The organism is Paenibacillus sp. LS-5 (assembly GCF_056121505.1).
Genome location: NZ_JBWAVA010000004.1, coordinates 202,038 through 229,003, shown reverse-complemented (window position 1 = coordinate 229,003; position 26,966 = coordinate 202,038). Strand labels below are relative to the sequence as shown.

The window sequence follows — 26,966 nt, the reverse complement described above, 5'->3', positions numbered from 1 at the left end:
TGATAATTGTGAAAATATGCACAAGGGGGCAACATTACAATGAAAAAGAAAGCAGCAGCGGCTCTTATTCTCATTCTTTCTGTCTTGCTGGTTATAGCGGGATGCGGCAACAACGGCAACAGCAACAGTGCTGAGAGCAAGAGCAAGAACACTGAGACTAAAAAGACAGAAGCAGTTTCAGGGGCATCTGAAGCAAGTTATACTCCGTACGATCAATTAAAAGATAAATACGATATCATCATTGTCGGTGCCGGTGGTGCCGGGATGTCGGCAGCGCTTGAGGCGAAAGCTAAAGGCCTGAATCCGGTTATTCTTGAAAAAATGCCTGTAGCGGGCGGTAATACATCTAAATCTTCATCCGGAATGAACGCTTCAGAGACGAAGTTCCAGAAAGAGCAAGGCATTGAAGATAGCAACGATTTGTTTTATGAAGAGACCCTTAAGGGCGGCCATGATACGAATGACAAAGAAATGCTCCGTTTCTTCGTTGATAATTCTGCGAGTGCGATCGACTGGCTGGATTCCATCGGAATCCGTCTGAATAACATCACGATTACCGGCGGCATGAAGGAAAAACGCACACACCGTCCTGAGGACGGTTCGGCAGTTGGGCAATACCTCGTCAAAGGCTTAGTGAAAAACGTTCAGGAAAAAGGCATTCCATTGTTTGTGAACGCTGATGTTAAGGAAATTACTCAAAAAGACGGTAAGGTTAATGGAGTCAAAGTCCTCTTCAACCAGGCAGATGAAAAAACAATAACAGGTTCTGCTGTCATTGTTACAACCGGCGGTTTTGGCGCGAACAAGGAGATGATCTCCGAGGTTAGACCTGATCTGGAAGGGCTTGTAACCACCAACCAGGTTGGCAGCACCGGTGACGGTATTAAGATGATTGAGAAGCTCGGTGGCACTACAGTGGATATGGATCAAATCCAGGTTCACCCGACGGTACAGCAGGAGAAATCCTATCTGATCGGGGAAGCGGTTCGCGGAGAAGGCGCTCTGCTTGTAACCAGTGAAGGTAAACGGTTCGTTAACGAAATGGATACCCGGGATAATGTTACGGCAGCCATCAATAAGCTTCCTGAAAAAGCTGCGATCCTTGTCTTTGATTCCGGTGTCAGATCCCGTGTTAAAGCGATTGAACAGTATGATAAAATGGGATTTGTTCTAAAGGGTGATTCCATCGAAGCCTTGGCTAAAGAAATGGGTGTTCCTGCAGATCAGCTGAAGACAACTGTGGACACATGGAACACTGCGGTCAAGAATAAAAAGGATGCTGAATTCGGCAGAACAACCGGGATGGATAACGACCTGTCCGGCGCACCATTCTACGCTATCAAAATCGGCCCAGGGATCCACTACACCATGGGTGGTGTAAAAATTAATACAAATACAGAAGTGCTGAATAAAGAGGGTCAACCCATCACAGGTCTATTCGCGGCTGGTGAAGTGGTAGGCGGACTGCACGGTCAAAACCGGATCGGCGGCAACTCTGTAGCCGAAATTATTATCTTCGGCCGTCAAGCCGGAATCAAGTCGGCTGAATTCGTACAGGCACAATAGATAGATTAGCTTAATTGAGAAGGGTGTTCCAAAAGCCATGAAATAAAATGGCTGCTTGGAACGCCCTTTTTTTGCACAAGATCGCAAGAAACCAGCCCTCTAGGATACCGGAGAAGGTTTGGCCGTCCGGGTCAATGAGAATAGGTCAAGCTCCGGCCGGGTCCGGCCAGCGAGGGTGTCGGTGAGCAGCTCTGCCGCAATCATGCTGTATACCGTTCCGTTGCCCCCGTAGCCTTCGATGAAGTAACAATGGGGATATTCCGGATGAGGGCCTATAAAAGGCAGTCCGTCACGGGTGGTTCCGAATACACCGCCCCATGTGAACTCCGCTTCAACTCCTTTTACTTCTGGAAAGAGGGCTTCGAGCTCCTCCAGCAGCCTCTGGCTCTGGGACAGCACTCTGGTCTCCCTTTGCAGGGGACCCGTTAACTGTTCGTCCTTGCCTCCTGCAATAATACGTCTATCATTAGTCATGCGAAAATACAAATAAGGCCGTGCCGTTTCCCAGATCATGCTGTGCTCATGCCATTTGGGGGAATTCTTCAAGGGCCGGGTCATGATCGCATAGGTGTTAATCAGTTCGGCTCCCCGGTCCTTTTTCATCTCCTGAGTTTCATAACCCATGGCAAAAATAACATTTTTGGCAAAAATCCGGCCATGCTCTGTGTAGCAGGTGACCCCATCTGTAGCGTACTCAAAATGCCGGGCTTTAGTGTGTTCGTATACGCGTACTCCCTTTGCATGTGCCTTTTGAATCAGACTGTGAAGCATCCGGAATGGATTGGTATCCGCATCACCTCTGGAGTAGATTGCCGCAGACTTGGAGAAGGAGTAATGAGTGCGGATCCTGTCTTCCTCCCAGAACTCCGCGTCGAATCCGTGTGCCGTCAGGTTTTCATACTCCAGCTGCAGCTGGGCAACATCCTCCGGGAAGCTGGCATACAACAGGCTGCTTCTGGGAATAATGTGCGGATCAATATCCAGCTGGTCCGGAAGTGTCAGAATCTTCTCAACAGCTTCACGGCATAACTTATAAAATAACAAACCTTCTGCAGCACCAAAGGTATTCATGCATGAGGTGAGTGATTTGTCGTTGGCAACCTGCAGCAAACCGGTGTTGGCCTGCGTGCTGCCGTGACCCACTGCCTGTTTATCAATCAATACGGTGCTGGCCCCGCTTAAGGACAAGCGGTATGAAGCCATAGCCCCTCCCATGCCTCCGCCTACGATCAGGCAATCGCATGTGATGTCCCCATCCAGTACTGGATATACAGGGAAATGCGGCAAGGTTCTCTCCCAGGGCGTCTGCCCGCTGGTTAATTTCATCTGTTGATCTCCCCTTTATGAGATTCCGATAAGGTAGTATTGGTCGCTGTATTTACTCTCATACATCATTACGCGTCTTCTTTACAGTCAGGAAGATGTGCCTTATTGCACATATTTAGTCTTAATGCGCAGCATAATAATACGGCTTGAACCATTTAGAAGGAGGGACACAAGAACATGCAATCTACGCAAATGCAGGCCCTTAGCGGGAAAGAACTGGAATATATTGCGGACTCCATCTCCAATGAGGATCTGCTGATCAAGCAGCTGGCAGCAACCGCCAGCAGCACTCAGAACTCGACGGTTAACCAGATTTGCAATCAGCAAATCCAGAGCCATACCCACCATATGGGCATGCTCATTCAGCTTTTGCAGCAGCACCAGCAATATGCCCCATCCCAACCGCAGCAATAAGTGCTTTTAAGCATGAAATCTAAAAATACTTCAAGGAGGTAATAAAGTGTACGCACAAAATGGAGCACAATTTATGGCAGATGAGGATCTGTTGACCATGATTCTGGATGACCTGAAACGGACAGTACGCGAATATACAACAGCGGCTACTGAATCGAATTGTCAAACCGTGCGCCGGGTCTTCAATGATCTCACCATGGATACACTGCGGATTCAAGGGGACCTGTACAACCAGATGTCTCAGATGGGATTTTATCAAACACCAGACAAAGCCCTCCGCCAGGCTGTGGATAAGCAGATCCAAAGCGCACAACAAATCCAGCAGAAATGCCAACATTTTGTACAGCAAAAATTAAATGGAACTGGTGATTACCGTCAGGCTCCTAACGTGCCGCAGCATCAGCCGAACGTGCAAAGTTCATACTATATGTAACCCGGCTGTCCTATGGCCGACGCAGCACCATAGCTCTTTCCCGCTTCCCGGGATAATAGGTGCTTTTTCAGAATAAGGCAATCCGTTAACCCCGCTTCTGCGGGGTTATTTTGTTTGCAGAAGTACCATTTTCATGTCATATTAGTATTAAACTCTTATCGCAGGAGGGAAGGCATGAAGGAAATGAATGAACTGAAGAGGAAAGTGCTGGAACTGCTCAAGGAGGACGCGCGAAGCTCTACAGCACTGATGGCAACGCTGCTGGGAGCGGAAGAAGACGACGTCAAGCAAGTGATTGAGCAAATGGAAAAAGACCATGTCATTGTTAAATATGCCACCGTCGTGAATTGGGATAAGGTGGACGATGAGCGGGTTACAGCGCTGATTGAAGTACAGATTACACCCGAACGGGGCCGGGGCTTTGAGGGGATTGCTGAACGAATCTATTTGTATCCCCAGGTGAAATCGGTCTACCTCATGTCGGGAGCCTATGACCTGTTAGTAGAAGTAGAAGGCCGGAATCTGCGGGATGTCGCTAATTTCGTATCCGAGAAGCTGTCTCCGATTGATGCGGTACTCTCGACCAAAACCAATTTTACGCTCAAAAAATACAAACAGGACGGTATCATCTTTGAAGAGCATGAGGAAGACAACCGTCTCATGATATCTCCGTAAAGGAAGTAATCAAATGATCACGAATAATAGTCAGCATACCGGAGATACAGGCAAATCGATGAGTTCCTATTTGGCACCGCTGGTCCAGCAGATTCAGCCTTCGGGCATCCGCAAGTTTTTTGATCTGGCGGCAGGCAGCAAAGATATTATTTCACTTGGGGTCGGTGAGCCGGACTTTAAGACGCCCTGGCATGTCAGGGAAGCCTGCGTATATTCGCTGGAGAGAGGTTTTACAGGTTATACCTCTAACGCAGGTATGCCGGAGCTTCGGGAGGGAATAGCCGAATATTTGCACAACCGTTTCGCCGTTGATTATAATCCGGCCAATCAGATCATCGCCACAGTGGGCGGCAGTGAAGCCATTGATCTGGCGCTGCGCGCCTTGATCTCGCCCGGAGATGAGATTCTTATTCCTGAGCCTTGTTATATTTCCTATTCTCCGATTACCGCGATTGGCGGCGGGATTCCTGTCGGCATTGAAACGTTCGGGGAGAACAATTTCAAGCTTACCGCAGCGGGGCTGGAAGCCAAGATTACCCCGCGCTCCAAAATTCTGATTCTCTGTTATCCCAGCAATCCGACAGGTGCGATTATGAGCCGTGAAGACTGGGAGCCTATTGCCAAGGTTGTAGAAAAGCATGATCTCATCGTAATTTCTGATGAAATCTATGCGGAACTTACCTATGGCAGCAATCATGTTAGCTTCGCTTCATTGCCGGGAATGATCGACCGGACGATTCTGGTCAGCGGTTTCTCCAAAGCATTTGCCATGACCGGCTGGCGAATGGGCTATGCTTGCGGACATCCGGACTTGATCTCTGCGATGCTGAAGATCCACCAATACACTGTTATGTGTGCCCCTTCCATGGGCCAGGTAGCCGCGCTGGAGGCGTTAACCAACGGCATGGAGGAGAAGGACCGGATGACCGATTCCTACAACCAGCGCCGCCGTTTGATAGTCAAAGGCTTGCGGGATGCCGGCTTGGACTGCCATGAGCCGCAAGGCGCATTTTACGCATTTCCAAGCATACGCCGCACCGGACTTACTTCCGACGAGTTTGCCCAGCGTCTGCTGCTTGAGTATAAGGTAGCCGCAGTTCCCGGCAGTGTGTTTGGACTTGGAGGCGAAGGGTATCTCCGTTGCTCCTACGCCACTTCCGTCTCCCAGCTGAATGAGGCCGTTGAGCGGATAGGGGCATTTGTCTCACAACTAGAGCGTGAACGCGTGTAATCAGACTACAAGATGAAGTAAATCGGACTATAGCGGATCTTTATAATGTATGGTATTATTTTACTCTGAGGACAAGAAACCCCTGTGTTAGTACTTACATGGATTTTCTTCTCTGAACATACATTTAGGAGGGATGATTGTGCTCAGCGCCGATTATTACTTGCCTTCCTATGGCGGGGAATGTTTGACCGGAAGCGGTAAACGGCCCCCCAAGGGCGATATTAACGCACACAGACTCTCTTTGGAAGATGAAATCCGTGTTCTCCGAAGCAGAATGGAACAGCTTTTTGTACAGGAGAATTCGTTCACTTCGGCTAATGTGATCGAAGTCAGTAGCCTGCTGGACCTGAAGATTAATGAATATATGAGAGGGCATTCCCGCAGACGCTGAAGCTGCGAATGTTCTTTGTTTGGGACCTCCGGGTCCCTTTTTTGTTTGTAGCAGAAGATTAAGCTCATAACCCCGGTTCAGGGAGTTATTTACATGTCAGAAATGCCGAACTTTGTTTGCCTTATCTGCATAGGAGCGTTTAAACTAAGAATATGTGATTCAAGAGGCAGGAGGAGAAAACGAATGGCGATCTATACACGTACGGGGGATAAAGGGGAAACATCAGTTATTGGCGGCCGCGTAGGCAAGGACGATGTACGCGTCGAGGCCTACGGCACGATTGACGAGCTGAACAGCTTTGTCGGCCAGGCACGTAGCCTGATGGAGGATGAGAAGTTCGAAGATGTGCGGGAGCAGTTGCTGGAGATTCAGCATGAGCTGTTCGACTGCGGCTCGGATCTTGCTTTTGTGAAGCTAAGCGAGAACAAATATAAGGTGAAAAGTGAGATGGCTGAGCGCCTCGAAGGCTGGATTGATGCGCTACAGGCCGAAAATCCGGTACTGGAGCGCTTCATTCTGCCGGGAGGAAGCACATTGTCATCCGTACTGCATGTCTGCCGTACCGTATGCCGCCGCGCGGAACGGCGTGCAGTTACGCTGGGACGGAGTGCAGATATCAACCCGGAGGCAGTGATCTATCTGAACCGGCTGTCGGATTACTTTTTTGCATTGGCCCGCACGGCCAACACACGTCTCGGGATTGCTGATGTAGAATATGTGCGGAGCAAAAAGGTATTCCGCAACTAATATGACAATGAGCTATTATTCACCCATTTCATATCAAGTGCCGCAGTCTGAGGACGGCTGGCTGCTTAAGACCATCCTGCAGAAGCGGATGGATGTCTCCCGCAAGCTGCTGTCCCGGCTCAAAATGACGGAACAGGGCATTATGCTGAACGGGGAACGGGTCTATATCAGCGTGCGGGTAGCAGCTGGCGATAACGTGCAGATCCGCATGGAGCAGGAGACATCAGAGGATATTTTGCCGCAGCCGATCCCTTTTGAAATCCTTTATGAGGATGAGCATCTGCTGGTCGTGAACAAAGCGGCTGGAATCATTGTGCATCCGACCCATGGGCACTATACCGACACACTGGCGAATGGAGTTGTCTATTACTGGGCGCAAAAAGGTGTGCAATTCCGCTTCCGCCCCGTTCACAGGCTGGATCAGGAGACGTCGGGCGTACTAGTGATTGCGAAGAATCCATACAGTCACCAGCATATTTCCGAGCAGATGATTGCCGGAACGGTGGACAAGCGTTACAACGCCTGGGTGCATGGCGTTCCTGCTGTGCCGAGCGGTGATATCGACGGCCCGATCGACCGCGACCCGGCGGAGCCGCACCGGCGGATCGTAACGCCGGATGGCTATCCTTCCTTGACCCGCTATGAGGTCAAGGAGGTGTACTCCGGCGCGGCAAAGGTCGAGCTGAAGCTGGAGAGCGGCCGCACCCACCAGATCCGGGTGCATATGGGCTCCATCGGCTGCCCGCTGATTGGTGACGGGATGTACCGTCACCCGCTTTACGCCAAGGCGGGGCTGCTGGCCGTGAATACTCAGTCGCAGATTGTGGAAGAGCATCCGCAACTGGGGCAAGCTGCGGGGCTGGATGCGGAAGAGGAAGCGCAATTGGAGCGGGTAGCGGAGCTGGGTGCAGAAGAGCAAGCGCAATTGGAGCGGGTAACGGAGCTGGATGCGTCTATTCCGCGCCAGGCGTTGCATGCGGTTAGGCTGTCCTTTCAGCATCCTGTGCTACGCACAGAGCTGGTATTTGAAGCGCCACTTCCACCGGATCTGGCGCTGCTGCAGGAGAGACTGCAGCGGGATGCGGCCGGGCAGTAGCGTCAGTGTCAAGGGCAAGACGAAGCGCTTGCTCTTGACGCAGACAATGGAAGAAATGCCGTTGTTAAGCGTTGTCTATTACTTTTAACTTAACCGAAGGAGTAACTGATGAGTCACTTAAAAGTCTATCAATATCCCAAATGCGGCACGTGCCGCAATGCTGTAAAATGGCTTAAGGAAGCTGGCCACGAGCTGGAGCTGCAGCATATTGCCGAACAGCCGCCAACAGTGGCTGAGCTGCGTGATCTGGTGGCGGACAGCGGGCTGGAACTGAAGAAGTTTTTTAATACAAGCGGAGAAGTATATAAGAATCTTGGACTGAAGGACAAGTTGACCAGTCTCAGTGAAGAGGAGCAGTTAGCACTGCTGTCCAGCAATGGTATGCTGATCAAACGTCCGATTGTCACTGACGGCAAGAAGGTTACTGTGGGCTTTAAGGAAGAACAGTACGCTGCTGCTTGGAGCCAGGCATGATTCTTGCTTAACATCCACCGCGGGTGTCACGGGTTAAGTAACTAGGGGATAGACGGCTGATGGAATTCCTGTCAAACATCGCAGTGGAGTTTTTGCTTTTTTATCGGCCTTCCGCTGCAAACCCCAAAATATGAAGATACAAGGAGAGGTTACACATGAGTTCAGAAACAAAGAGCCGGGTAATGATCGTCGATGGAATGGCTCTGCTGTTCCGGGCTTTTTATGCGACCGCCTATGGAGGATATATCCGCAAGACTAAGGCAGGAATGCCGACGAATGCGGTGTACGGATTTTTGCAGTATTTTTTCGATGCGGTGAGCACGTTTGAGCCTTCACATGTGGTCTGCTGCTGGGATATGGGCAAAGGGACCTTCCGCACGGAGAAGTATGATGGCTACAAATCGAACCGGATTGATGCGCCGCTGGAGCTGATTCCACAGTTCGATCTCGTCAAAGAGGTGGTGGCTGAGCTGGGTGTGCCGAATATCGGCCTGGTGGGCTATGAAGCGGATGACTGCATTGGCACGCTTGCATCCTGTTACAGCGGGGAGTCCGAGGTCTACATTCTGACAGGGGATCATGATATGCTGCAGCTGGTCAGTGACAGCGTTAAGGTCGTGATTATGAAAAAAGGCCGCTCCAACTACAAAGTGTACGATCCGGCCGAACTGCTCGAAGAAAGAGGACTTACCCCTGCCCAGGTGATTGATCTGAAGGGTTTTATGGGCGATACCAGCGACAATTATCCTGGCGTGCGCGGCATTGGAGAGAAGACCGCACTGAAGCTGTTGACAGAATATGGTACCGTGGAAGGCGTGATCGAGAATCTTCACTTACTGCCCAAAGGGGTGCGCGCCAAAATCGAAGCTGATCTCGATATGCTTCATCTATCCCGCGAGCTGGCGGAGATTCGCTGCGATGTGCCTGTAGTATGTACACTAGCGGAATGCCTGTGGGAGTTGCAGCGCGAGAACGCAGTCCGCAAATTCCAGGAGCTGGAGTTCGGCAGCCTGATGCATCTCGTAGGAACGGTGAAGGATGAGCGGGGCATTGTGCAGATCGAGCTGGGGGATCTCGGGTGAAGCTTAATCCCCTCTGTCCAGCAGGATGATTGACTGAGCAAATATATGGATTGTACCCAAAGCGCTTCTTGAGCCGTTAACGGCTTAAGAGGCGCTTTTTGTTATTGACGGATGAGAAGCAAGCCCTTTATAATGTTAATATGAATATTAAATGATTAATAAATATGTTAATTTAAGAGAGGCGGCATTGAAATGGCTCAGCGTGTTGTGCTTAATACGGATATCCGCAAGGGAACGATTAACCGGAATATTTATGGACATTTTTCCGAGCATTTGGGACGCTGCATTTATGAAGGCATCTGGGTAGGAGAAGATTCACCGATTCCGAACACCAAAGGCATCCGCAATGATGTTGTGGAAGCGCTTAAGGAGATCAAGGTGCCGGTGCTGCGCTGGCCGGGCGGATGTTTTGCTGATGAATATCATTGGAAAGATGGCATTGGAGCACGCGAAGGACGCAAACGGATGATCAATACACATTGGGGCGGCGCCGTGGAGAACAACCATTTTGGGACGCATGAATTCATGGAATTGTGCGCTATGATGGAATGCGAGCCTTATATCAACGGCAATGTAGGCAGTGGAACGGTGCAGGAGATGTCTGAATGGGTAGAGTATCTGACCTTTAACGGTATATCTCCGATGGCTGAGCTGCGCACGAAGAATGGCCGCGAAGAAGCGTGGGCCGTCAAGTATTTTGGCGTAGGCAATGAGAACTGGGGCTGCGGAGGCAATATGCGTCCTGAGTATTACGCAGACTTGTACCGGCAGTACCAGACCTATGTCCGCAACTATGGAGACAATAAGATTCACCGGATCGCCTGCGGACCGAATTCGGACGATTATTACTGGATGGAAGTGCTAATGCGCGAAGCCACCCGGTTTATGGACTCCATCACACTGCATTACTATACGGTTCCCGGTGCAACTTGGGAGCATAAGGGTGCGGCTACCGGCTTTGAAGCTTCGGAATATTTCACGACACTGGAAAAGGCGCTGCACATGGAAGAACTGATAACCCGCCACAGTGTGATTATGGACAAATATGATCCTGAGAAAAGAGTCGGCCTGATCGTTGATGAGTGGGGAACCTGGTATGATGTGGAACCGGGAACGAACCCAGGCTTCCTCTATCAGCAGAATTCGATCCGCGATGCGCTGGTTGCCGGACTGACACTTAACATTTTCCACAACCACAGCGACCGTGTGCGTATGGCGAACATTGCCCAGACGATTAACGTGCTGCAGGCTGTCATTCTTACCGAAGGCGAGAAAATGCTGCTCACTCCGACTTATCATGTATTCAATATGTACAAGGTGCATCAGGATGCAGAACTGCTCGATCTGACTCAGGAGAGCGGATCTTACAGCTTTGAAGGTAAGGAGATTCCGGAAGTATCCGCCTCAGCTTCGGTAACGGCAGAGGGTGTGATTCATGTCAGCCTCTGTAACCTGAATCATGCAGCCTCAGCAGTACTTCCACTGGAATTACGCGGACTCGCCGGCCAAGCCGTTCAGATCAGCGGTACAACTCTGGCCGGGGCAACGATCGATGCCCACAACTCGTTCAGCGAGCCGGAAGCTGTCGTTCCGCAGCCGTTCACAGCTTTCAAGCTGGAGGGCGATACGATTACTGTGGAGCTGCCGGCGATGTCGGTAACGGTACTGGAGATTACACCGAACGCATAAAAGGAGTACTGCTATGGCCACAACCTCTTCCTGTAAAGGCTGCCGGGACGACTATAAGGTCACAGATGCACAGATCGCCCGTATTCTGGCATCCTCGATGTTCAATGAAGGTAACACCGCTTCAGATTCGTTGTATGCGGAGCGGGTCGCCATTTGCAGTACCTGCTCCAAACTGCAGGATGGGGTAACCTGCACCGCCTGCGGCTGCATCATACCGGTTGTTGCCCGTTTGAAGGCAAGGGGCTGTCCGCTTCCCGGGGGTGGCCTGTGGCAGCCGGTTAACGAATAGACAAGGTACACTATCGCCAGGCCGTGCTGTAACGGTATAACGATTGCTAAACCTGGCTAAGCCCAGAAACCCCGAATTCCACCAGTTTGATAAACTGCGGAATTCGGGGTTTCTTTGTTTTGTGCGTATATGGGGGTTAAGCAGACCCTGCCGACTCATTGCTGTCTGGCATATCTGTATAATATAAATCTACCAGCATGTCTTCGTTATAATTGCCGAACCCTTTGCCGAAGAGGGTTAGACCCCCGATATGCTCGGCATCTTCTTCCACAGACAGCATGAACGTCCATTGTTTGCTGCGGATGCCCACCTGTTCAAGCGTAACCTCGGACAGCTTATGGCCATCCATAAAAGTACCCTTTGGAGTAACCCTCAGCTGCTTGAGCAGTCCGTATTGATTGGTGAGGGCTGGCCACCAGGATGGTGTGTATTTGCCCTGCCTGTCTCCATAATCACCGGGACTTGTCCAGTAGCCAAGCTTGTGCCCGTTCAGGGTAAAGGTGATGTCCGAAGGCCAATTATTATTAATGGATGGTGCTTCCGAGGCAATCTCCATCGTAATGACCAGTTCCTCTGGCTGCTGGCTGGATAGCAGAAAGTTGGGGATTTTATATTCGACATATCCTTTGCCAAACCAGAGAATACCGGCATTCATCCGCTCGAGATCCCAGAAATAACGCGGATCGTCAAAGTTGCCGATGATTTGATCCGTGGTAGCCAGACCGCAGGTCGGTTCGATCTGGAAATTGGAATAATGCCCGACGGGGATCTCTTTACGGTGGCGTTTACGCTCTGTTTTACCTTGTCCCGGGAACAAAATCTCGGCATTGTCCACGGCTATTGTGCAGATTTTCTGCAAGCCGCTCCGTCCGGGAGCCATATGGGTGCTGATAAGTCCGGCAGCCTCCAGCTTACGCACATGCATGGTCATAATCGCACTGCTGAGCTGCACCGCTCCGGCTAATTCCTTGACATTCATGGGCTGGACGGCAAGCAGACGGAGCATATGCAGTCGAACAGAGCTGGATAATGCTTCGTACACCGGCAGGGATTCTTCAGTAAGATCAAGTTTCATGAAAAGCCTCCGATACAGCGTTATAGTTAATAATTATATTACTCAAGTGACATTCTTACAAGCTTCCTGCGCTGCACTTTTATCACAGACATGCGTGAGCGGTCTCCGCTATGATGTACAGGATGAATCAGCGACGAAACAAGGTGCCTTTGATTGATATCAAGGGATAACAGGGAATCGGGTGCAACTCCCGAGCGGTCCCGCCACTGTAAGGAAGAGCCGGCTTCAACAAGTCACTCGGCGATAGCTCCGGGGAAGACGAAGCCAGGCGATGATCCCGAGCCAGGAGACCTACCTTGTTTGCGCACACACGACTCTACGCGGATAGGAGCGGTGTACGAATGGATGAACAGATGAGGGGGCGCTGCTTGTTTTGGCGGCGGGCCTGCCTTCTTTTTGTGATCTGAATACGTACATGTACCTCCCACCCCACAAGGCGGGAGTTTTTGCTTTGAGTACCGAAGCTGTATCAAGGATGGAGGAACAAGAATGAACAGACTAGGAAAGCTGCTGATTATCGGTTTTGGTCCCGGTGCAATGGAGCATATTACGGGCCGGGCTTTGGCGGCGCTGGAAGAAAGTGAGGCTGTGATCGGCTACAGCACTTATGTGGATTTGGTCCGGCCGCTGCTGCGGCATCAGGAGATTGTCGGAACAGGCATGACCGAGGAGGTCAGCCGGGCCCAGGAAGCGGTTCGCCGGGCAGAGGCTGGGCAGACCATTGCTGTCATCTCCAGCGGAGATGCAGGTGTATATGGAATGGCGGGGCTGGTCTATGAAGTGCTGATCGAACGGGGCTGGAAACCTGACACAGGTGTAGTGGTCGAAGTGATTCCAGGTATTTCGGCGATTCAATCCTGCTCCTCGCTGCTGGGAGCACCGATTATGCATGATTCCTGTACGATTAGCCTGAGTGACCATCTTACGCCTTGGGAGAGCATTGCGGCACGGGTGGAAGCAGCAGGAATGGCTGACTTTGTAATTGCCTTTTATAATCCGCGCAGCGGGAAGCGGACACGCCAAATTGAAGAAGCCCGTCAGATTCTGCTACGCTACCGGGACCCTGCCACTCCGGTCGGTATCGTAAAAAGCGCCTATCGTGACCGCCAGCAGACCATCGTCACAACGCTCCAGGATATGCTGAATCATGAGATCGGCATGCTCTCGACTGTAATCGTCGGCAATTCAGCTACCATAGTCTATGAAGGCCTTTTAGTTACACCACGCGGCTATGAGCGCAAGTACTGCCTTGGCGCTGATACGCAGGTACTGAAGCCGCATGAACGGCTGCAGACCGCAGCAGAACCTTGGTCGCTGGCGGCATTGGCTGGCGGTGACCAGGAGAGCGGGATTCAATCTGAACCCGTGCTTTTGCAGAACCCGGAAGGTGCCAGCCGGAAGCCGGCGGTGCTGCTAGTAGGACATGGAAGCCGTGTGGAAGAGGGGAATGAGGAGCTGCGGAACTTTACCCGTTTGCTGGCTGACCGGAGGCCGGAGTATATCATGGAGACCTGCTTTATCGAGTTGTCGGCTCCAACCATTTCCGAAGGCATAGATCTATGTGTCCGGGGAGGAGCCGTTAAGGTCTATGTTGTACCGATTATTTTGTTCGCGGCGGGACATTCCAAGCTGGATATTCCGATGGCCCTGGATCAGGCGAAGCTGAAATATCCGGATATGGAATTTATATATGGCCGGCCTATTGGCGTGCAGGAGAGAGCAGCGGAAATTCTGTTAGACCGCATTGCAGGAGCTATGGCGCTGTCGCGGCCGATTCAGACATCAGAACAATGGGCGCAATCTGGAGACATCACTAATAATGCGATCGTACGCGCACACCAAAGCCACTTTGCGCACCCGGATAGCAGCAAGCAGGAGATAGCGGCTGTGCTGAGTGAGGAAAAGGACCAGATCACAGATGAAGATACTATCGTGCTTGTCATGGGCCGCGGAGGCAGTGACCCGGATGCGAACAGCGACCTCTTCAAGCTGACCCGTCTGCTCTGGGAAAGAACCTCCTTTAAAAGCGTCGAGGCCTGCTTTATTGCTATGGCCAAGCCTTCGCTGAACGCAGGATTGGAGCGGTGCCTTGCACTTGGAGCGCGGAAAATCATCGTGCTTCCGTATTTATTATTCACCGGGGTGCTGATGAGACAGTTCAACGAAACGGTGAACGGTTTTACCGCAGCACACCCGGAGATTGAAGTAGAGGCAGGCAGCTATCTGGGCACACACCCACTGCTGTCCGACATGCTGATCGATCGGATAGATGAGACTGTGGCGGGCCTGACTGTAGCCAACTGCGACAATTGCAAATACCGCGATGAAGCTTCTATTCATCATCATCACCATCACCACGGTGACGAGGCGCATCATCACGGCTCCCATGGGGGAGAAGGGCATGGATGTGGCCATGAACCCGCCAACTACTCCAATGGCGCGCTGACCCGATGATATTTATGCTATGTGGAACCAGTGATGCCCGTGAACTGGCGCTTTCCCTGTCAAGTGAAGGGCTACAGCTGCTGGCGTCCGTTGTGACGGCAAGTGCTGCGGAACGCCTTGAAGCAGCGGGCATACGGACGCGTATCGGCAGGCTGGATCAGGATGGAATGATCTCCTGCCTGAGGAAGGAAGGCTGCAGCGCCATCATTGATGCCAGCCATCCGTTTGCACAGGAGGCACATGCCCATGCGATGAGAGCCGCTGCAGTGCTCGGTCTGCCCTATTGGCGTTATGAGCGGCGCAGCGTCAGTTATGATAAACATCCCCGGTTAATGGTCGTGCATTCCTATGAAGAGGCAGCGCGCAGGGCCAAGCAGCTGGAAGGCTCCATTATGCTGACGACCGGCGGCAAAACATTAGAGGTTTTTGCAGGACAGCTGCTGGAGAATACCGCTATCCGGTTAACCGTAAGACTGCTGCCCTGTCTGGAAAATATACAGAAGTGCATTTCCCTCGGGATAGAACAGCGCAACATCATTGCGATGCAGGGACCTTTTTCACGTGAAATGAATGAAGCTCTCTATAGACAATACGGAACCCAAGTGATGGTTACGAAAGAGAGTGGAGCAGAAGGTTCCCTCGATGAAAAGGTGCATGCGGCGCTGGATATGGGCCTGTATGTCATATTGATTGCACGCCCTCAAACGGCTTTTGGAGATCACTGCAGGGTGTATCAGTCCTTTGATGAGATCGTGTCGGCGGTTACAGCTTTATATAAGAAATGAGGGATAGCTATGGAATTTGGTACGGACTTTAAGCCGCTTACGGTGCAGCCGCAGGAGATTGAAAGTCTGAGCTTTCAAATGATTACCAGTGAGCTGGGGGAGCATGATTACAGCGCCATGCAGTATCCAGTCGTGCAGCGGATCATTCATGCTTCTGCCGATTTTGAACTGGGGCGGAGTCTCGTGTTTCATCCCGGGGCGGTGGAGGCGGGTATTTCCGCTATTTTGGCGGGAAAGCCCATTATTGCAGACGTGCGTATGGTGGAAGCCGGCATTGCCAAGGAGCGGATTCACAAATATGGCGGCGAAGTCCGGGTGCATATCTCTGATCCGGATGTAATTGAGGCTGCCAAGGCGGAAGGAACAACCCGCGCTATCCTCGCAACCCGTAAAGCCTGCGCTGAAGCGCCAGGCGGGATCTACGTGATTGGCAATGCGCCAACCGCGCTGCTGGAATTGATTCGTTTGATCAAAGAAGGTGCTGCAAAGCCTGGACTTGTGATTGGCATGCCGGTCGGATTTGTATCTGCTGCTGAGTCGAAGGATGAGCTGCGCAAACTAGATATTCCATATATCACTAACATCGGACGCAAAGGCGGCAGCACAGTTGTGGTTGCAGCGGTCAACGCACTCAGCCTGCTGGCTGTCCGTCAAGCGTCAGAGTTGCAGAATCAGGGCCAGTAGGGCCCTGGTGAATATCACCTGACACAGCAGAGAAGGGAGGCGAATTGGGTCATGGAACAACGGGAGTCACTGGATTTCCAGGGTAGTAAGCACGGCAGGGATTCCGGGTATGCCGATCCCTCAGTACCACTGCGCCGCGGTTATACGACCGGTGCCTGTGCTGCCGCTGCCGCCAAAGGCGCAGTGCTCCTGCTGGTTACCGGCGAAGTTCCACAGCGTGTGGAGATCGATTTGCCTGCCGGCTTCCGGCATACGTTCGACCTGACAGGGGGTGAGCTTACCGGCAGGGACTCGGCAATCTGTGCAACTGTGAAGGATGCCGGGGATGACCCGGATGCGACACATCAGGCAAGGATTGTGGCTGCTGTAAGCTGGAGCGATACTCCCGGTGTAGAGATAGACGGAGGCAAAGGTGTCGGGAGAGTAACGAAGCCGGGGTTACCGGTACCGCCCGGAGAAGCGGCGATCAATCCTGTGCCCCGGCGCATGATCAGGGATGCGGTGTCCGAGGTACTGGAGGAGCATGGCGCGGCCAGGGGGGTGCAGGTAGTCATCAGTGTGCCGGAGGGCGAGGCCATTGCACTCAAGACGTTGAACCCCCGGCTGGGCATCCAGGGCGGCATTTCTATCCTGGGTACTCGCGGTGTGGTGACGCCGTTCTCCACCGATGCTTACAAGGCGAGCGTGGTGCAGACTATTTCGGTCGCTGCGGCCATGGGGAACAAGCAGATTATCCTGACCACGGGCGGCAGCAGTGAGAAATATGCTATGGCGATGTTCGGAGCGCTTCCTGAGGAAGCTTTTATCCAGATGGGTGAATATGTCGGCTACTCCCTGGAGCATGCCAAGGCTTACGGAATCCGTAAAGTTACGCTGGTGGGAATGGCGGGCAAGTACTCGAAAGTAGCACAGGGTGCGATGCTGATCCACTCCAAACATGCTCCAGTCGATTTCGGTTTTCTGGCCAGGATGGCGGCGGAGTCGGGAGCAGACCGGGAACTGGTAGCGGAGATTGCTGGAGCTAACACAGCTTCACAGGTTGTGGACCATATGACGGAGGCCGGGCATGATGGTTTTTTTGAACTGCTGTGTCTGCATGCCTGCAGGCATTGTATGGAACATATACATGGCGGCATGACGGTGGAGATGGTGCTGATCACCATGAAGGGCCGGGTGCTGGGAAGGGCGGAGATCCGTGGCTGACATTATATATATTATTGGCATCGGGGAGGACGGAGCCGGAGGCTTAACCCCGGATAGCCTGAGCAAAGTGCATGAAAGCGAAGTGCTGCTCGGCGGGGAGCGGCAGCTGTCTTATTTCAGCACCTACCACGGGGAAAAGATTGTTCTGAAAAATGGCCTGAAGGCCTTTGCGGACAAACTGGAGGAAATATGGAAGGAGCGCCGTGTCGTGGTGCTTGCTTCGGGAGACCCGCTGTTTTTTGGCATTGCCGGGTATTTGGTCCGCAGGTTCGGTCCCGAGCATGTTGAGGTGATTCCACATTACAGCAGTGTGCAGCTAGCGTTTGCCCGGCTCGGAGACAGCTGGCAGGATGCGGAGCTGGTCAGTCTCCACGGCCGTCCGATCCGGGGGCTTGCCCAGCGGATTGACGGCAAGCGCAAAATAGCTCTACTAACCGATGAGGTCAATTCCCCTGCAGTGATAGGAGCCTATTTGCGCGAATTTGGAATGACGGAATATGAGGCGTTTGTCTGCGAAAAACTGGGTGGTTCCGGTGAAGTCTGCCGGTTCTGGGAATTGGATGAGCTCGAAAAGGGGGTCTTTTCTCCGTTAAATATAGTAATTCTGCGGTGGAAACGGGAGGACGATAAGGCTCTGCGGCGGGGTTTTGCCTATCCCGATGAAACCTTCCATCAGCGTTATCCGGAGAAAGGCCTGATTACAAAGCGCGAGGTCCGGGCACTTGTCCTGTCAGAGCTGAATTTGTCCGAGGACGCAGTCGTCTGGGATATCGGTTCAGGATCAGGGGCAGTGGCGGTGGAATGTGCACGGATTGCCCGTCTCGGCAAGGTATACGCACTTGAAAAAAGTGCCGAGAACCTGCCCAACATGGAGGCCAACCGCCGTAAATTCCGTGCTGATTTTGAGATTATCCATGACAAAGCCCCCAGGGGCTTGGACGGTCTGCCGGACCCGGATGCGGTGTTTATCGGCGGCAGCGGGGGCGAACTGAAGGATATTATTGCCCTCTGCGCTCAGCGGCTGCGGCGGGACGGACGGATGGTCATCGCAGCGATCACGATTGAAACACTTTATTCCGGTATGGAATCGCTGAAGCTTGCAGGATTGGCTGTCGAAGTGACGCAGCTCCAGGCTTCGCGGGGGAAGCCGATCCTCGGTATGACCCGGTTTGAGGGGATGAACCCTGTATATGTGGTTAGCGGACGCAGGCAGGACTGCCAATAGAGCAAGAGATAGGATTAGCCACTTACTTAGCAGAACATAGGAGGGGAAAGCGTATGACAACAAAAGAAACGGGCAACGGGATCGGCAGCTTGTACGGTGTGGGCGTGGGTCCCGGTGATCCTGAGCTGATTACACTGAAGGCCTGCCGTTTGCTGAGGGAATGCCCGGTAATTGCCTACCCGGCTACCCAAAAGGGCGGGAAATCCTACGCCCACGAGATTGTAGAGATGCACGTCAATGCTAACGAAAAGGTTATGCTGGGACTGGTGTTCCCGATGACTAAAGACCCGGAACGGCTGGCTAGCGGCTGGAACCATACGGCAGAGCTGTGCTGGAATGAGCTGAAGCTGGGGCGTGATGTTGCTTTTGTGACAGAGGGCGATCCGAATCTGTACAGTACATTCATTCACCTGGCCCGGCTGATGCAGGAGCTGCATCCTGATGTGCCTATTGTTACGATCCCGGGGATTTCGTCACTGCTGGGTGCTGCTGCTGCGCTGGAACAGCCGCTTGCGGACGGCAATCAGCGAGTGGGGATTATTCCGGCTACAGACGATCGCGAGGCGCTGAAGGAGGCACTGCTGCATCATGATACGGTAGTGTTCTTGAAGGTGGCGAAGGTGCTGGATCTGGTGCTGGAGGTGCTGGACGAGCTAGATCTTGGAGGCAAAGCATCCGTTGTCACTAAGGTGACCTCGCCGTACGAGACAGTGTGGCGGGACGCCCGAGAGCTGCGTGGCCGGGAGCTGGAATATCTAAGTCTTATGGTGGTGAGCAAATGATAACAGCCAGTTTGGAGCCAAAGGTATATATCGTAGGAGCCGGCCCGGGTGATCCCGAGCTGATTACGCTAAAAGGCAGCCGGATCCTGCGCACCGCAGATGTGGTGCTCTACGCAGATTCTCTGGTTAGCGGGGAGCTCATTGCCAGCGCCAAGCCGGGAGCTAAGGTGCTGCAGAGCTCGGGAATGAACCTGGAGCAGCAGGTAGAGATCATGGCAGCGGCAGTGAAGACGGGTAAAAGCGTAGCCCGCGTCCACACCGGAGACCCCTCAATGTACGGGGCGATTCTGGAACAGATGTCGCTGCTGAAGCTGTGCGGTGTCAGCTATGAGATTGTGCCTGGGGTCAGCTCTGTATTTGCTTCAGCGGCGGCTCTAGGCGCGGAGCTGACGGTGCCGGAGCTGACGCAGACAGTGATTCTGACCCGGGCTGAAGGCCGGACGCCCGTGCCGGAACGCGAGCAGCTGCGGCAGCTCGCTTCGCATCACTGCACTGTGGCCCTGTTCCTCAGTGCTTCACTGGCCGGACATGTGTCAGCTGAGTTTCTCGCTGCCGGCTGGAGTCCGGATACGCCAGTGGCTGTCGTGAAGCGGGCGACCTGGCCGGACCAGCAGATTCTGCGGACTACGGTGTCCCGTCTTGCAGATGATCTGCGGGATGCGGGCATTACCATGCATGCGATGATCCTCGCCGGCTGGGCCCTTGACCCGACACTTACGGAGCGGGACCAGCACCGCTCGAAGCTGTACGACAAGAAGTTTACCCACGGCTGCCGGGAAGGAACCGAATCCGATGGCTAACCGGTATGCGGCGGTTGCTATTACCACAAATGGTATCCGTCTGGCGCTGAAGCTGGGAGAGATGCTCGCAGATACAGATGTTTATGGCTATGCCAAGTACAGCAGGGACCTGCGTGAGTCTTCTTGCACCTTTCAGATATTCGCGGAACCGGTCAAAGAGCTGCTTCCGAAGCTGTTCCGGCAGTACGAAGGGATTATTTTGTTCTTTTCGCTGGGTGCGGCGGTCAGGCTGACTGCTCCTCTGCTGGGGAATAAAAGAACCGACCCCGCCGTCATCGTCATTGACGAGCATGGAGAGCATGTCATCAGCATGCTCTCCGGGCACCTCGGCGGGGCTAACAGGCTGACGCTGCAGATCGCGCAGCTGCTTGACAGCCATCCGGTGATCACTACCGCCTCGGATGTGCAGGGCACCTTCGCCGTGGACTTGCTCGGTTCAGAGTTCGGCTGGCGCGCAGAAGATTTCGCGCCGATGAGAACGGTCAGTGCGGCCCTGGTCAACGGGGAGGCGGTGGCCTTCCTGCAGGAGAGCGGCGAACGCGGCTGGCTGCCGCAAGGAGCGGTTCTGCCTGCTCATGTCCGCCTCTGCGGAAGCATGGCAGAGCTGCAGGAAGCGCCGTTCAGTGCGGCGATCGTGGTTACGGACCGGCTATTGTCCGAGCCGGAGTCGGCCCTATTGGGCGAGCGGGCCGTAGTCTACCGACCGCGCAGCCTGGTGCTTGGGCTCGGCTGCAACCGCGGCACCAAACAGGCGGAGCTTGAAGCGGTAGTTCAGGATACACTGGCGGAGCTGGGGCTTTCGCTTCACTGTGTCCGCAATGTGGCTACCGCCGGGATCAAAGGAGATGAGGCTGGTCTTTTGGCCTTATGTGCCAAATACGGCTGGAAGCTGGACCTGTATTCGCCGGAGCAGCTAAATACGGTTGTGCTGGAGCAGCCTTCGGAGACTGTATTCAAGGTGACTGGGGCTTACGGCGTCTGCGAGCCGGCGGCCCTGCTGTCTTCAGGTGCCCGGGTTCTTGTACTGAGAAAGAAAAAAAGCGGCAATGCAACCATCGCTGTAGCGAGAGTCCGTTTTTCCGAAGCGGAGGAGTGATCAGATGAATGAGATAAGCAGACCGGCGTGGCCTTCCCAGGCCCGCCCGCGCATTGTGGTAGCTGGAACAGGCAGCGGATCAGGTAAAACCACAGTGACGCTTGGACTGCTCCGGGCGTTTGCCCGGCGCGGTCTGATGGTGCAGGCCTTCAAGTGCGGTCCAGATTATATTGATCCCGCCTACCACGCGGCTGTAACGGGCCGGCCGGCCCGGAATCTGGATTCCTGGATGACCTCCAGCGAATATATGCTGGAGTATTATTTGCGTTCCTCGGAGGGGGCCGATCTGTCAGTAATTGAAGGCGTAATGGGACTGTATGACGGCAAAGAGGCAACAGCGCTTACCGGATCAACGGCGGAAATTGCTCTACTTACGGACAGTCCGGTGCTGCTGGTCGTAGACGTGCGCAGTATGGGCCGCAGTGCAGCAGCGATTGTCCTTGGTTTTGGGCAGCTGGAGCCAGGGGTACGCATCGCTGCTGTAATCGTGAACCGCTGTGGCAGTGCCAGCCATTACCAGACTGTCAAAGCGGCGATTGAAGCAGCCAGTGGTATTCCAGTCATCGGATGGTTGGAACGGGACCGGGAATTGGATATCCCGGAGAGGCATTTAGGACTATTGCCTGCTGCCGAGCGCGGTGAACTGGATCCGTTATTTGACCGTGCCGCCGATCTGCTGGAAGCCGGCACGGATCTGGATCTGCTGCTGGAGCTTGCTGCGGCCGCGCCAGCCCTGCGTTATCCTTTAGCGCAGGGATGGTGGCCTGAGCAGGTTCCAGTAGACGAGAATCCGGCAGAAGATATTCCTAAAGCTCTGGTCACTATACAGGACATTACGCCTGTCATTGCCGTTGCACGGGATGCCGCGTTCAATTTTTATTATGCCGACAATCTGGAGCTGCTGGTCCGCGCCGGGGCAAGTCTGGTGTACTTCAGTCCGCTTAACGGCGACGGTATTCCTCCGCACGCGGACGGAATCTACATCGGCGGCGGCTTCCCGGAAGAATTTGCCGCTGGGATCGCCAGTAATGCCGCCTTCCTGGATGGCTTAAGGGCAGCTGCGGCAGCTGGAATGCCACTGTATGCGGAATGCGGCGGCTACATGGTGCTGGCCCGCAGTCTCACCGACCGCAGCGGGGCTGTACACAAGATGGCCGGGGTTATTCCCGCCGCCACGGTCATGCAGGAGCGGCGCGCTGCACTCGGCTACCGCGAAGTAACAGCACGTGCGGACTGCCTACTGCTGAAGCGGGGGGAACGAATACGCGGTCATGAGTTTCACTACTCCCAGATGAGTTATGCGCCTGAGGAGCCACAATTGTATGCCTATGACAGTCACGGCAGAAGCGGAAACCAGCCTGAGGGTTACGCGGACGGAAATATCTTGGCTGCCTATGCGCATATTCACTTGGCATCTTATTTTCCGGCGGCATTCCGGCTTGTAGAAGCCTGCCGCAACTACCGGGAAAGAAAGGCATTCTGAAGCAATAAAGTTGATACCTGGCTGAGATCTATAGTTAGCCACAAATGATGCATAAAAAATTAAACAAACTCACTGATAGTTTCCTGGCGATCCTGGCTATACATTAGAACACTTGTACGAAAAAATGAGCACAAGTAAAATATAGGTATATCAATTGAATATGGACTGGGCATGACGTTCCTTCAAATGAGGGGGAGGGATGATGGAAGTAAAAAACTGCCATGACTCGGATGTTTTTTTACAAAACTGACCCAGGATGTCATGAAGACAGAAACGTTATGTGATATACCATTAAAAACAAGAAAATGAGGGTATGCTCAATGACGTTAGAATATGGAGATGAGCTTTTTACGAAAGAGAGATTACTAATGTCTGATAAAGTCCTGGATAAATTTCTAAACCGATTAATAGTAGTACAAGAAACTAAACATCCTGAGAGTGTTATGAAGGCTGTGGAAGAAGTTGTAGTTACGTTTAATGAAATGAATGAGGAAAATGGCTATTTTATTGCAACGATGGAGCGTGAAGAATTAGCTGATTTTATTGACAAGGCAGCTAGGTTAGCTGGATTAGTAATTGAGGAGGATCAAGATATTACAGAAGAATGGAGGGAGTGGTAATCGTTCTTCACATAACACAATATCCACGACTCGGGCACAAGTCAGTCCTGCAAGGATACCAATAGAGCAAAGCCTTGCCGGACACAACTGGCATAACAGCGCAACATAATGAAAGTGTGAAGACTTTATTCTTGTTGACAAAATACACCTCGCTTGTACAGTAACCTGGAAGTGGCTAGCGACTATGCCAACAAGAAAGGTGTGTACCCCCCTAATGTTATAACAGCATTCCCTGTCCTAACAGTATTGGAAAATCCCTCACCACGCAAGTATTTCCAGATCGATTGGTCTTTGCCAAAACATTTAAACAATCATAATATATAATTAGATACTCATATAATTAGATCGATTCATATACTTTAATGTGACACAAACACACGAACATACTCAGGAGGCATTTATGAATAGAGTGATCGAGATTCTTCTTTATACTCTGAAAGCTGGCACTGGCGACGAGTTTCATAAAATCATGCATGAGATCAGTGTTCCTCTGCATACCAGCATTGGGATGGATGTTGTTACCTATGGTAATTCCCTGCACGATCAGGATGCTTATTACCTTATCAGGTCATACGATAACCTGGACCACCTTAATTCTTCTCAAGATGCGTTCTACAATAGTGAGGAGTGGAGAAGTGGCCCACGAATGGATATTATCGAACGGATAAATACAAGTTTAAGATTCGTGGTTTCGCTCAGCCCCGATGCGATTGAAGGATTTAGGCGATCGGGAATGCAGGAAGCAACAACTGAGTTTTTAAGGATCAATAGTTCAACAATAGGGACAAACATTAGTTAAATGACAACAGCGGCAGTCTAAGACATTATTTATTAAGTCTTGTTCTGCCGCTGCTTATTTTAAGTAATCAGTCTAATTCTTTATTTTCACCGGACAATTCGTCAGTCCTAAAATCCGAAATAAATCTACCTTTCCAGTTTTATTTTTTTGATATGTCAACCGCTTGTCATATATCTGCATGCCACGTATAATAAGGGCAAGAAGCACCAATGCCCGCTTTTTAAGCGGCGATATATATTAGAATGGAATTTCCGGGAGGATGCCCAATTTGGTTTCGCCCAGTTTGAGGTTTTCGTAACAATGTCCTAACAAGGGGACAATGCTAATTGAGAAGAGCACGTGTATGGGAAGGGAGACTACTGCAGTGAAAGTACTTGGAGCTATTGAAGCAGGGGGAACAAAGTTTGTATGCGGGATTGGACATGAGGACGGTACGATTATCGACCGGGTCACCTTTCCGACAACTACACCCGAGGAAACAATGGGGCTTGTGCTGGATTATTTTACGGGGAAAAATGTAGAAGCGATCGGCATTGGTTCATTCGGACCCATTGACCCTGTGATTGGCAGCCCGACCTACGGCTACATCACAACCACCCCTAAGCCTTTTTGGGGACAATATAATCTGGTTGGAACAGTTGCCGGACATTTTTCCGTGCCTATCGGCTTTGATACGGATGTGAACGGTGCGGCGCTGGGAGAATACAAGTGGGGTGCGGCCCAGGGACTTGACAGTTGCCTGTATATCACAGTCGGCACAGGGATTGGGGCTGGTGCGGTAGTAGGAGGCAAGCTGGTTCATGGCCTGTCTCATCCTGAAATGGGGCATATTTTTGTGCGCCGCCATGCGGAAGATACGTTTGCCGGCTTTTGTCCGTATCATGGTGATTGCCTGGAAGGATTGGCGGCAGGTCCGGCGATTGGCACCCGCTGGGGTATACCGGCAGGGGAACTGCCACCCGAACATCCGGCCTGGGCAATGGAAGCCCACTATCTGGCGCATGCACTGATGAATTACGTGCTTATTCTCTCTCCGCAGAAGATTGTCATGGGTGGCGGAGTCATGAAGCAGAGTCAGCTTTTCCCGCTGATTCATGCTCAGCTTCAGGAATTACTGGGCGGCTACGTTCAGCATCCGGCACTGAATGAGGCCATAGACAGTTATATTGTACCGCCGCAGCTGGGAGACAATGCGGGTTTGTCAGGAGCGATTGGGTTGGCTAAACTGGCATTGGACCGGGAGTAGCATAAGAACGGATCCATCTTTAATACTTGCAATAAAAAGAGATTGACTGTTTCTCCATAAATAGGTATTGTAAGCATTAACAGTATAGCATTCAGAGGAAGCACCTCTTTCACGCAATTCGTGAGAGAGGTGCTTTTTTGTGTCCAAACTTAAGGATGTATAGCTTCAGGCTTACTATCATCCTTTTATTCCCCGGTGCTGTCCGGCTAGCGGGACGCTGATCAGCACCGGGATGATGCATACTGTATGACTAGGAAGGTAGGGAACGCAGATGCAAATTGTATTTATGAATCGTTTGTCCAGAATATCAGGGGCCGATCAGGAGGTATTCGCCCAGCTCTGGATCGGGGAAGAAGAAGGTCTCTGGCGCCTTGGCTGGCGTGAATTCTCGGGCACAGAGGAAATGGGAGATAACGTGTGGTATGAAGGCGGCTCCTGGAATGAGATGCTCTGCGTTTACCGGCATGAGCTGGCGGTGAAGATGGGGGATGGCTACCGGCCGCTGATCGATGGTTCCTTTCACGAGGAGGACAGCCCCACGGGCTTACGTAATCAGGAGCAGCAGAAACTGCAGTATTTCAGCGAGCAGCATGGCAATGAATCTATCTATGAAGAGCTGTGTGCATGGCGCCGGGGTAAGGCTTCCAGTGAACGGAAGGCGCCTTATATTCTAGCCAGCAACCGGCTGCTGCGAATGCTGAGTGCCTTTCTACCCCGTACCCCGGAGGAGCTGCTGCAAATTCCGGGTGTGGGTGAAGGCAAGGCTTCGCAGTATGGCGGAGACTGGTTAAACATAACTTCTGGTATAGAGCGGGAGCATAATTTTCCGCTGGGCTGGGTGCATGAAGCTGTTGATGAGGAACATTTTATGTCCTGGCAGTATAAGCAGAAAGAGCTGAAATACAAGAAGCAGCTGGAGCGCTTGCGGCTGCGAAGAGTGCTGCTGCAGGGAATTGAGGACGGTCTCGGCATGGAGCAGCTGAAGGTACAGAGTGGAGTGAGCCGTCGTGAAGTGCTTGAAGCTGTAGAGGAGCTGGAAAAGGACGGCTATTCCGTGGAGAAGCTTATTGCGCTTGAACTGGCGGGTATATCCCCAAGTGAGCTAGACGGAATATGGACGGCCTATGAGCTTATGGGAGATACCTTCCTGAAGCCCGTCCTTTTCAAAGCCTATGGGGAAGCCTTCACTCCTGCGGAAGGGCTGGATGTCTATTATGAGCGGCTGCGCCTAATCCGCATCCGGTATCGGAGGGGGCAGGCGGTTCAGTTAGGTTCGGCAACGAATTTTTAGTTTCGGCAGACTGGTGTCT

Annotated in this window: 27 protein-coding genes and 1 riboswitch; of the genes, 25 read left to right on the top strand and 2 right to left on the bottom strand. The window is 52.4% G+C overall.

From position 1 onward, the window contains the following. Positions 1-39: 39 nt before the first annotated feature. Entirely contained in the window at positions 40-1,566 is a 1,527-nt protein-coding gene (locus tag AC0MA3_RS08635) for a flavocytochrome c (protein WP_379160426.1), read from the top strand. Between the two features lie 99 nt (positions 1,567-1,665). Here the strand turns inward: AC0MA3_RS08635 and AC0MA3_RS08630 are convergent, their stop codons facing one another. After that, positions 1,666-2,892, bottom strand: a complete 1,227-nt coding sequence (locus tag AC0MA3_RS08630; RefSeq protein WP_474655868.1) for an NAD(P)/FAD-dependent oxidoreductase — start codon at positions 2,890-2,892, stop codon at positions 1,666-1,668. A 177-nt stretch (positions 2,893-3,069) separates the two neighbouring features. Between AC0MA3_RS08630 and AC0MA3_RS08625 the strand changes: the two genes are divergently transcribed. From AC0MA3_RS08625 to AC0MA3_RS08575, 11 genes are all read left to right on the top strand, one after another. Continuing rightward, positions 3,070-3,306, top strand: coding sequence for a hypothetical protein (locus AC0MA3_RS08625; protein ID WP_379160432.1), 237 nt, complete (start codon positions 3,070-3,072; stop codon positions 3,304-3,306). 46 nt (positions 3,307-3,352) lie between these two features. Then, positions 3,353-3,739, top strand: a complete 387-nt coding sequence (locus AC0MA3_RS08620; RefSeq protein ID WP_379160435.1) for a spore coat protein — start codon at positions 3,353-3,355, stop codon at positions 3,737-3,739. Between the two features lie 174 nt (positions 3,740-3,913). Then, a complete protein-coding gene (locus AC0MA3_RS08615) occupies positions 3,914-4,414 on the top strand; it encodes an Lrp/AsnC family transcriptional regulator (RefSeq protein WP_379160438.1) in 501 nt (166 codons plus the stop codon). A 13-nt stretch (positions 4,415-4,427) separates the two neighbouring features. After that, complete coding sequence (locus tag AC0MA3_RS08610) at positions 4,428-5,645, top strand: aminotransferase class I/II-fold pyridoxal phosphate-dependent enzyme (RefSeq protein WP_379160441.1); 1,218 nt, start codon at positions 4,428-4,430, stop codon at positions 5,643-5,645. 184 nt (positions 5,646-5,829) lie between these two features. Further along, entirely contained in the window at positions 5,830-6,036 is a 207-nt protein-coding gene (locus tag AC0MA3_RS08605; RefSeq protein WP_379160925.1) for an aspartyl-phosphate phosphatase Spo0E family protein, read from the top strand. Between the two features lie 183 nt (positions 6,037-6,219). Then, positions 6,220-6,783, top strand: coding sequence for a cob(I)yrinic acid a,c-diamide adenosyltransferase (locus AC0MA3_RS08600; protein WP_379160444.1), 564 nt, complete (start codon positions 6,220-6,222; stop codon positions 6,781-6,783). 1 nt (position 6,784) lies between these two features. Beyond that, positions 6,785-7,879 (top strand): RluA family pseudouridine synthase, encoded by a 1,095-nt coding sequence (locus AC0MA3_RS08595; RefSeq protein WP_474655867.1) that lies wholly within the window; start codon positions 6,785-6,787, stop codon positions 7,877-7,879. 108 nt (positions 7,880-7,987) lie between these two features. Further along, positions 7,988-8,353, top strand: coding sequence for an arsenate reductase family protein (locus tag AC0MA3_RS08590; RefSeq protein WP_379160450.1), 366 nt, complete (start codon positions 7,988-7,990; stop codon positions 8,351-8,353). A gap of 155 nt (positions 8,354-8,508) precedes the next feature. After that, complete coding sequence (locus AC0MA3_RS08585; protein WP_474655866.1) at positions 8,509-9,435, top strand: 5'-3' exonuclease; 927 nt, start codon at positions 8,509-8,511, stop codon at positions 9,433-9,435. 192 nt (positions 9,436-9,627) lie between these two features. Next, complete coding sequence (locus AC0MA3_RS08580) at positions 9,628-11,124, top strand: alpha-N-arabinofuranosidase (protein WP_474655865.1); 1,497 nt, start codon at positions 9,628-9,630, stop codon at positions 11,122-11,124. A 13-nt stretch (positions 11,125-11,137) separates the two neighbouring features. Then, positions 11,138-11,413 carry a DUF6171 family protein gene (locus AC0MA3_RS08575; RefSeq protein WP_379160459.1) on the top strand — a complete coding sequence of 92 codons (276 nt, stop codon included), beginning with the start codon at positions 11,138-11,140 and terminating at the stop codon, positions 11,411-11,413. A gap of 136 nt (positions 11,414-11,549) precedes the next feature. On the opposite strand, the gene AC0MA3_RS08570 is transcribed toward AC0MA3_RS08575, so the two are convergent. Beyond that, positions 11,550-12,488 carry an ArsR/SmtB family transcription factor gene (locus AC0MA3_RS08570; RefSeq protein WP_474655864.1) on the bottom strand — a complete coding sequence of 313 codons (939 nt, stop codon included), beginning with the start codon at positions 12,486-12,488 and terminating at the stop codon, positions 11,550-11,552. Positions 12,489-12,612: 124 nt separating this feature from the next. Then, positions 12,613-12,801: riboswitch (cobalamin riboswitch) on the top strand. Positions 12,802-12,977: 176 nt separating this feature from the next. On the opposite strand from AC0MA3_RS08570, the gene cobJ reads away from it, so the two are divergent. From cobJ to AC0MA3_RS08505, 13 genes are all read left to right on the top strand, one after another. Then, positions 12,978-14,942 (top strand): precorrin-3B C(17)-methyltransferase, encoded by a 1,965-nt coding sequence (cobJ, locus tag AC0MA3_RS08565; protein ID WP_474655863.1) that lies wholly within the window; start codon positions 12,978-12,980, stop codon positions 14,940-14,942. Beyond that, entirely contained in the window at positions 14,939-15,718 is a 780-nt protein-coding gene (cobK, locus tag AC0MA3_RS08560) for a precorrin-6A reductase (protein WP_474655862.1), read from the top strand. The genes cobJ and cobK overlap by 4 nt, the downstream gene beginning before the upstream one ends. Before the next feature lie 9 nt (positions 15,719-15,727). Further along, entirely contained in the window at positions 15,728-16,402 is a 675-nt protein-coding gene (locus tag AC0MA3_RS08555) for a precorrin-8X methylmutase (protein WP_379160470.1), read from the top strand. A 51-nt stretch (positions 16,403-16,453) separates the two neighbouring features. After that, a complete protein-coding gene (locus AC0MA3_RS08550; RefSeq protein ID WP_474655861.1) occupies positions 16,454-17,605 on the top strand; it encodes a cobalt-precorrin-5B (C(1))-methyltransferase in 1,152 nt (383 codons plus the stop codon). Next, positions 17,598-18,830 carry a precorrin-6y C5,15-methyltransferase (decarboxylating) subunit CbiE gene (gene cbiE, locus AC0MA3_RS08545; RefSeq protein WP_474655860.1) on the top strand — a complete coding sequence of 411 codons (1,233 nt, stop codon included), beginning with the start codon at positions 17,598-17,600 and terminating at the stop codon, positions 18,828-18,830. The genes AC0MA3_RS08550 and cbiE overlap by 8 nt, the downstream gene beginning before the upstream one ends. 53 nt (positions 18,831-18,883) lie before the next feature. Next, positions 18,884-19,612, top strand: a complete 729-nt coding sequence (gene cobI, locus AC0MA3_RS08540) for a precorrin-2 C(20)-methyltransferase (protein ID WP_474655859.1) — start codon at positions 18,884-18,886, stop codon at positions 19,610-19,612. Further along, complete coding sequence (gene cobM / locus AC0MA3_RS08535; RefSeq protein ID WP_474655858.1) at positions 19,609-20,412, top strand: precorrin-4 C(11)-methyltransferase; 804 nt, start codon at positions 19,609-19,611, stop codon at positions 20,410-20,412. The genes cobI and cobM overlap by 4 nt, the downstream gene beginning before the upstream one ends. Further along, complete coding sequence (locus tag AC0MA3_RS08530; protein WP_474655857.1) at positions 20,405-21,508, top strand: cobalt-precorrin 5A hydrolase; 1,104 nt, start codon at positions 20,405-20,407, stop codon at positions 21,506-21,508. Before cobM ends, AC0MA3_RS08530 begins: the two co-directional genes overlap by 8 nt. A gap of 4 nt (positions 21,509-21,512) precedes the next feature. Further along, on the top strand, positions 21,513-22,991 hold the full coding sequence (locus tag AC0MA3_RS08525) for a cobyrinate a,c-diamide synthase (RefSeq protein ID WP_474655856.1): 1,479 nt from the start codon (positions 21,513-21,515) through the stop codon (positions 22,989-22,991). A gap of 320 nt (positions 22,992-23,311) precedes the next feature. Next, positions 23,312-23,611: a hypothetical protein gene (locus tag AC0MA3_RS08520; RefSeq protein WP_474655855.1), complete on the top strand. Its 300-nt coding sequence runs from the start codon at positions 23,312-23,314 to the stop codon at positions 23,609-23,611. A gap of 400 nt (positions 23,612-24,011) precedes the next feature. After that, positions 24,012-24,410, top strand: a complete 399-nt coding sequence (locus AC0MA3_RS08515) for a hypothetical protein (RefSeq protein WP_474655854.1) — start codon at positions 24,012-24,014, stop codon at positions 24,408-24,410. A 364-nt stretch (positions 24,411-24,774) separates the two neighbouring features. Then, the gene (locus AC0MA3_RS08510; RefSeq protein ID WP_474655853.1) at positions 24,775-25,656 is read left to right on the top strand and encodes an ROK family protein; all 882 of its coding nucleotides are present in this window, start codon (positions 24,775-24,777) and stop codon (positions 25,654-25,656) included. Positions 25,657-25,927: 271 nt separating this feature from the next. Beyond that, positions 25,928-26,947: an HRDC domain-containing protein gene (locus tag AC0MA3_RS08505; RefSeq protein WP_474655852.1), complete on the top strand. Its 1,020-nt coding sequence runs from the start codon at positions 25,928-25,930 to the stop codon at positions 26,945-26,947. Positions 26,948-26,966 lie beyond the last annotated feature (19 nt).

Bases quoted from the DNA above. Each gene is read 5' to 3' on its own strand.
- AC0MA3_RS08635 (WP_379160426.1), top strand. From the start codon at position 40: ATGAAAAAGAAAGCAGCAGCGGCTCTTATTCTCATTCTTTCTGTCTTG.
- AC0MA3_RS08630 (WP_474655868.1), bottom strand. From the start codon at position 2,892: ATGAAATTAACCAGCGGGCAGACGCCCTGGGAGAGAACCTTGCCGCAT.
- AC0MA3_RS08625 (WP_379160432.1), top strand. From the start codon at position 3,070: ATGCAATCTACGCAAATGCAGGCCCTTAGCGGGAAAGAACTGGAATAT.
- AC0MA3_RS08615 (WP_379160438.1), top strand. From the start codon at position 3,914: ATGAAGGAAATGAATGAACTGAAGAGGAAAGTGCTGGAACTGCTCAAG.
- AC0MA3_RS08610 (WP_379160441.1), top strand. From the start codon at position 4,428: ATGATCACGAATAATAGTCAGCATACCGGAGATACAGGCAAATCGATG.
- AC0MA3_RS08600 (WP_379160444.1), top strand. From the start codon at position 6,220: ATGGCGATCTATACACGTACGGGGGATAAAGGGGAAACATCAGTTATT.
- AC0MA3_RS08595 (WP_474655867.1), top strand. From the start codon at position 6,785: ATGACAATGAGCTATTATTCACCCATTTCATATCAAGTGCCGCAGTCT.
- AC0MA3_RS08590 (WP_379160450.1), top strand. From the start codon at position 7,988: ATGAGTCACTTAAAAGTCTATCAATATCCCAAATGCGGCACGTGCCGC.
- AC0MA3_RS08585 (WP_474655866.1), top strand. From the start codon at position 8,509: ATGAGTTCAGAAACAAAGAGCCGGGTAATGATCGTCGATGGAATGGCT.
- AC0MA3_RS08580 (WP_474655865.1), top strand. From the start codon at position 9,628: ATGGCTCAGCGTGTTGTGCTTAATACGGATATCCGCAAGGGAACGATT.
- AC0MA3_RS08575 (WP_379160459.1), top strand. From the start codon at position 11,138: ATGGCCACAACCTCTTCCTGTAAAGGCTGCCGGGACGACTATAAGGTC.
- AC0MA3_RS08570 (WP_474655864.1), bottom strand. From the start codon at position 12,488: ATGAAACTTGATCTTACTGAAGAATCCCTGCCGGTGTACGAAGCATTA.
- cobJ (WP_474655863.1), top strand. From the start codon at position 12,978: ATGAACAGACTAGGAAAGCTGCTGATTATCGGTTTTGGTCCCGGTGCA.
- cobK (WP_474655862.1), top strand. From the start codon at position 14,939: ATGATATTTATGCTATGTGGAACCAGTGATGCCCGTGAACTGGCGCTT.
- AC0MA3_RS08555 (WP_379160470.1), top strand. From the start codon at position 15,728: ATGGAATTTGGTACGGACTTTAAGCCGCTTACGGTGCAGCCGCAGGAG.
- AC0MA3_RS08550 (WP_474655861.1), top strand. From the start codon at position 16,454: ATGGAACAACGGGAGTCACTGGATTTCCAGGGTAGTAAGCACGGCAGG.
- cobI (WP_474655859.1), top strand. From the start codon at position 18,884: ATGACAACAAAAGAAACGGGCAACGGGATCGGCAGCTTGTACGGTGTG.
- cobM (WP_474655858.1), top strand. From the start codon at position 19,609: ATGATAACAGCCAGTTTGGAGCCAAAGGTATATATCGTAGGAGCCGGC.
- AC0MA3_RS08530 (WP_474655857.1), top strand. From the start codon at position 20,405: ATGGCTAACCGGTATGCGGCGGTTGCTATTACCACAAATGGTATCCGT.
- AC0MA3_RS08525 (WP_474655856.1), top strand. From the start codon at position 21,513: ATGAATGAGATAAGCAGACCGGCGTGGCCTTCCCAGGCCCGCCCGCGC.
- AC0MA3_RS08520 (WP_474655855.1), top strand. From the start codon at position 23,312: ATGACGTTAGAATATGGAGATGAGCTTTTTACGAAAGAGAGATTACTA.
- AC0MA3_RS08515 (WP_474655854.1), top strand. From the start codon at position 24,012: ATGAATAGAGTGATCGAGATTCTTCTTTATACTCTGAAAGCTGGCACT.
- AC0MA3_RS08505 (WP_474655852.1), top strand. From the start codon at position 25,928: ATGCAAATTGTATTTATGAATCGTTTGTCCAGAATATCAGGGGCCGAT.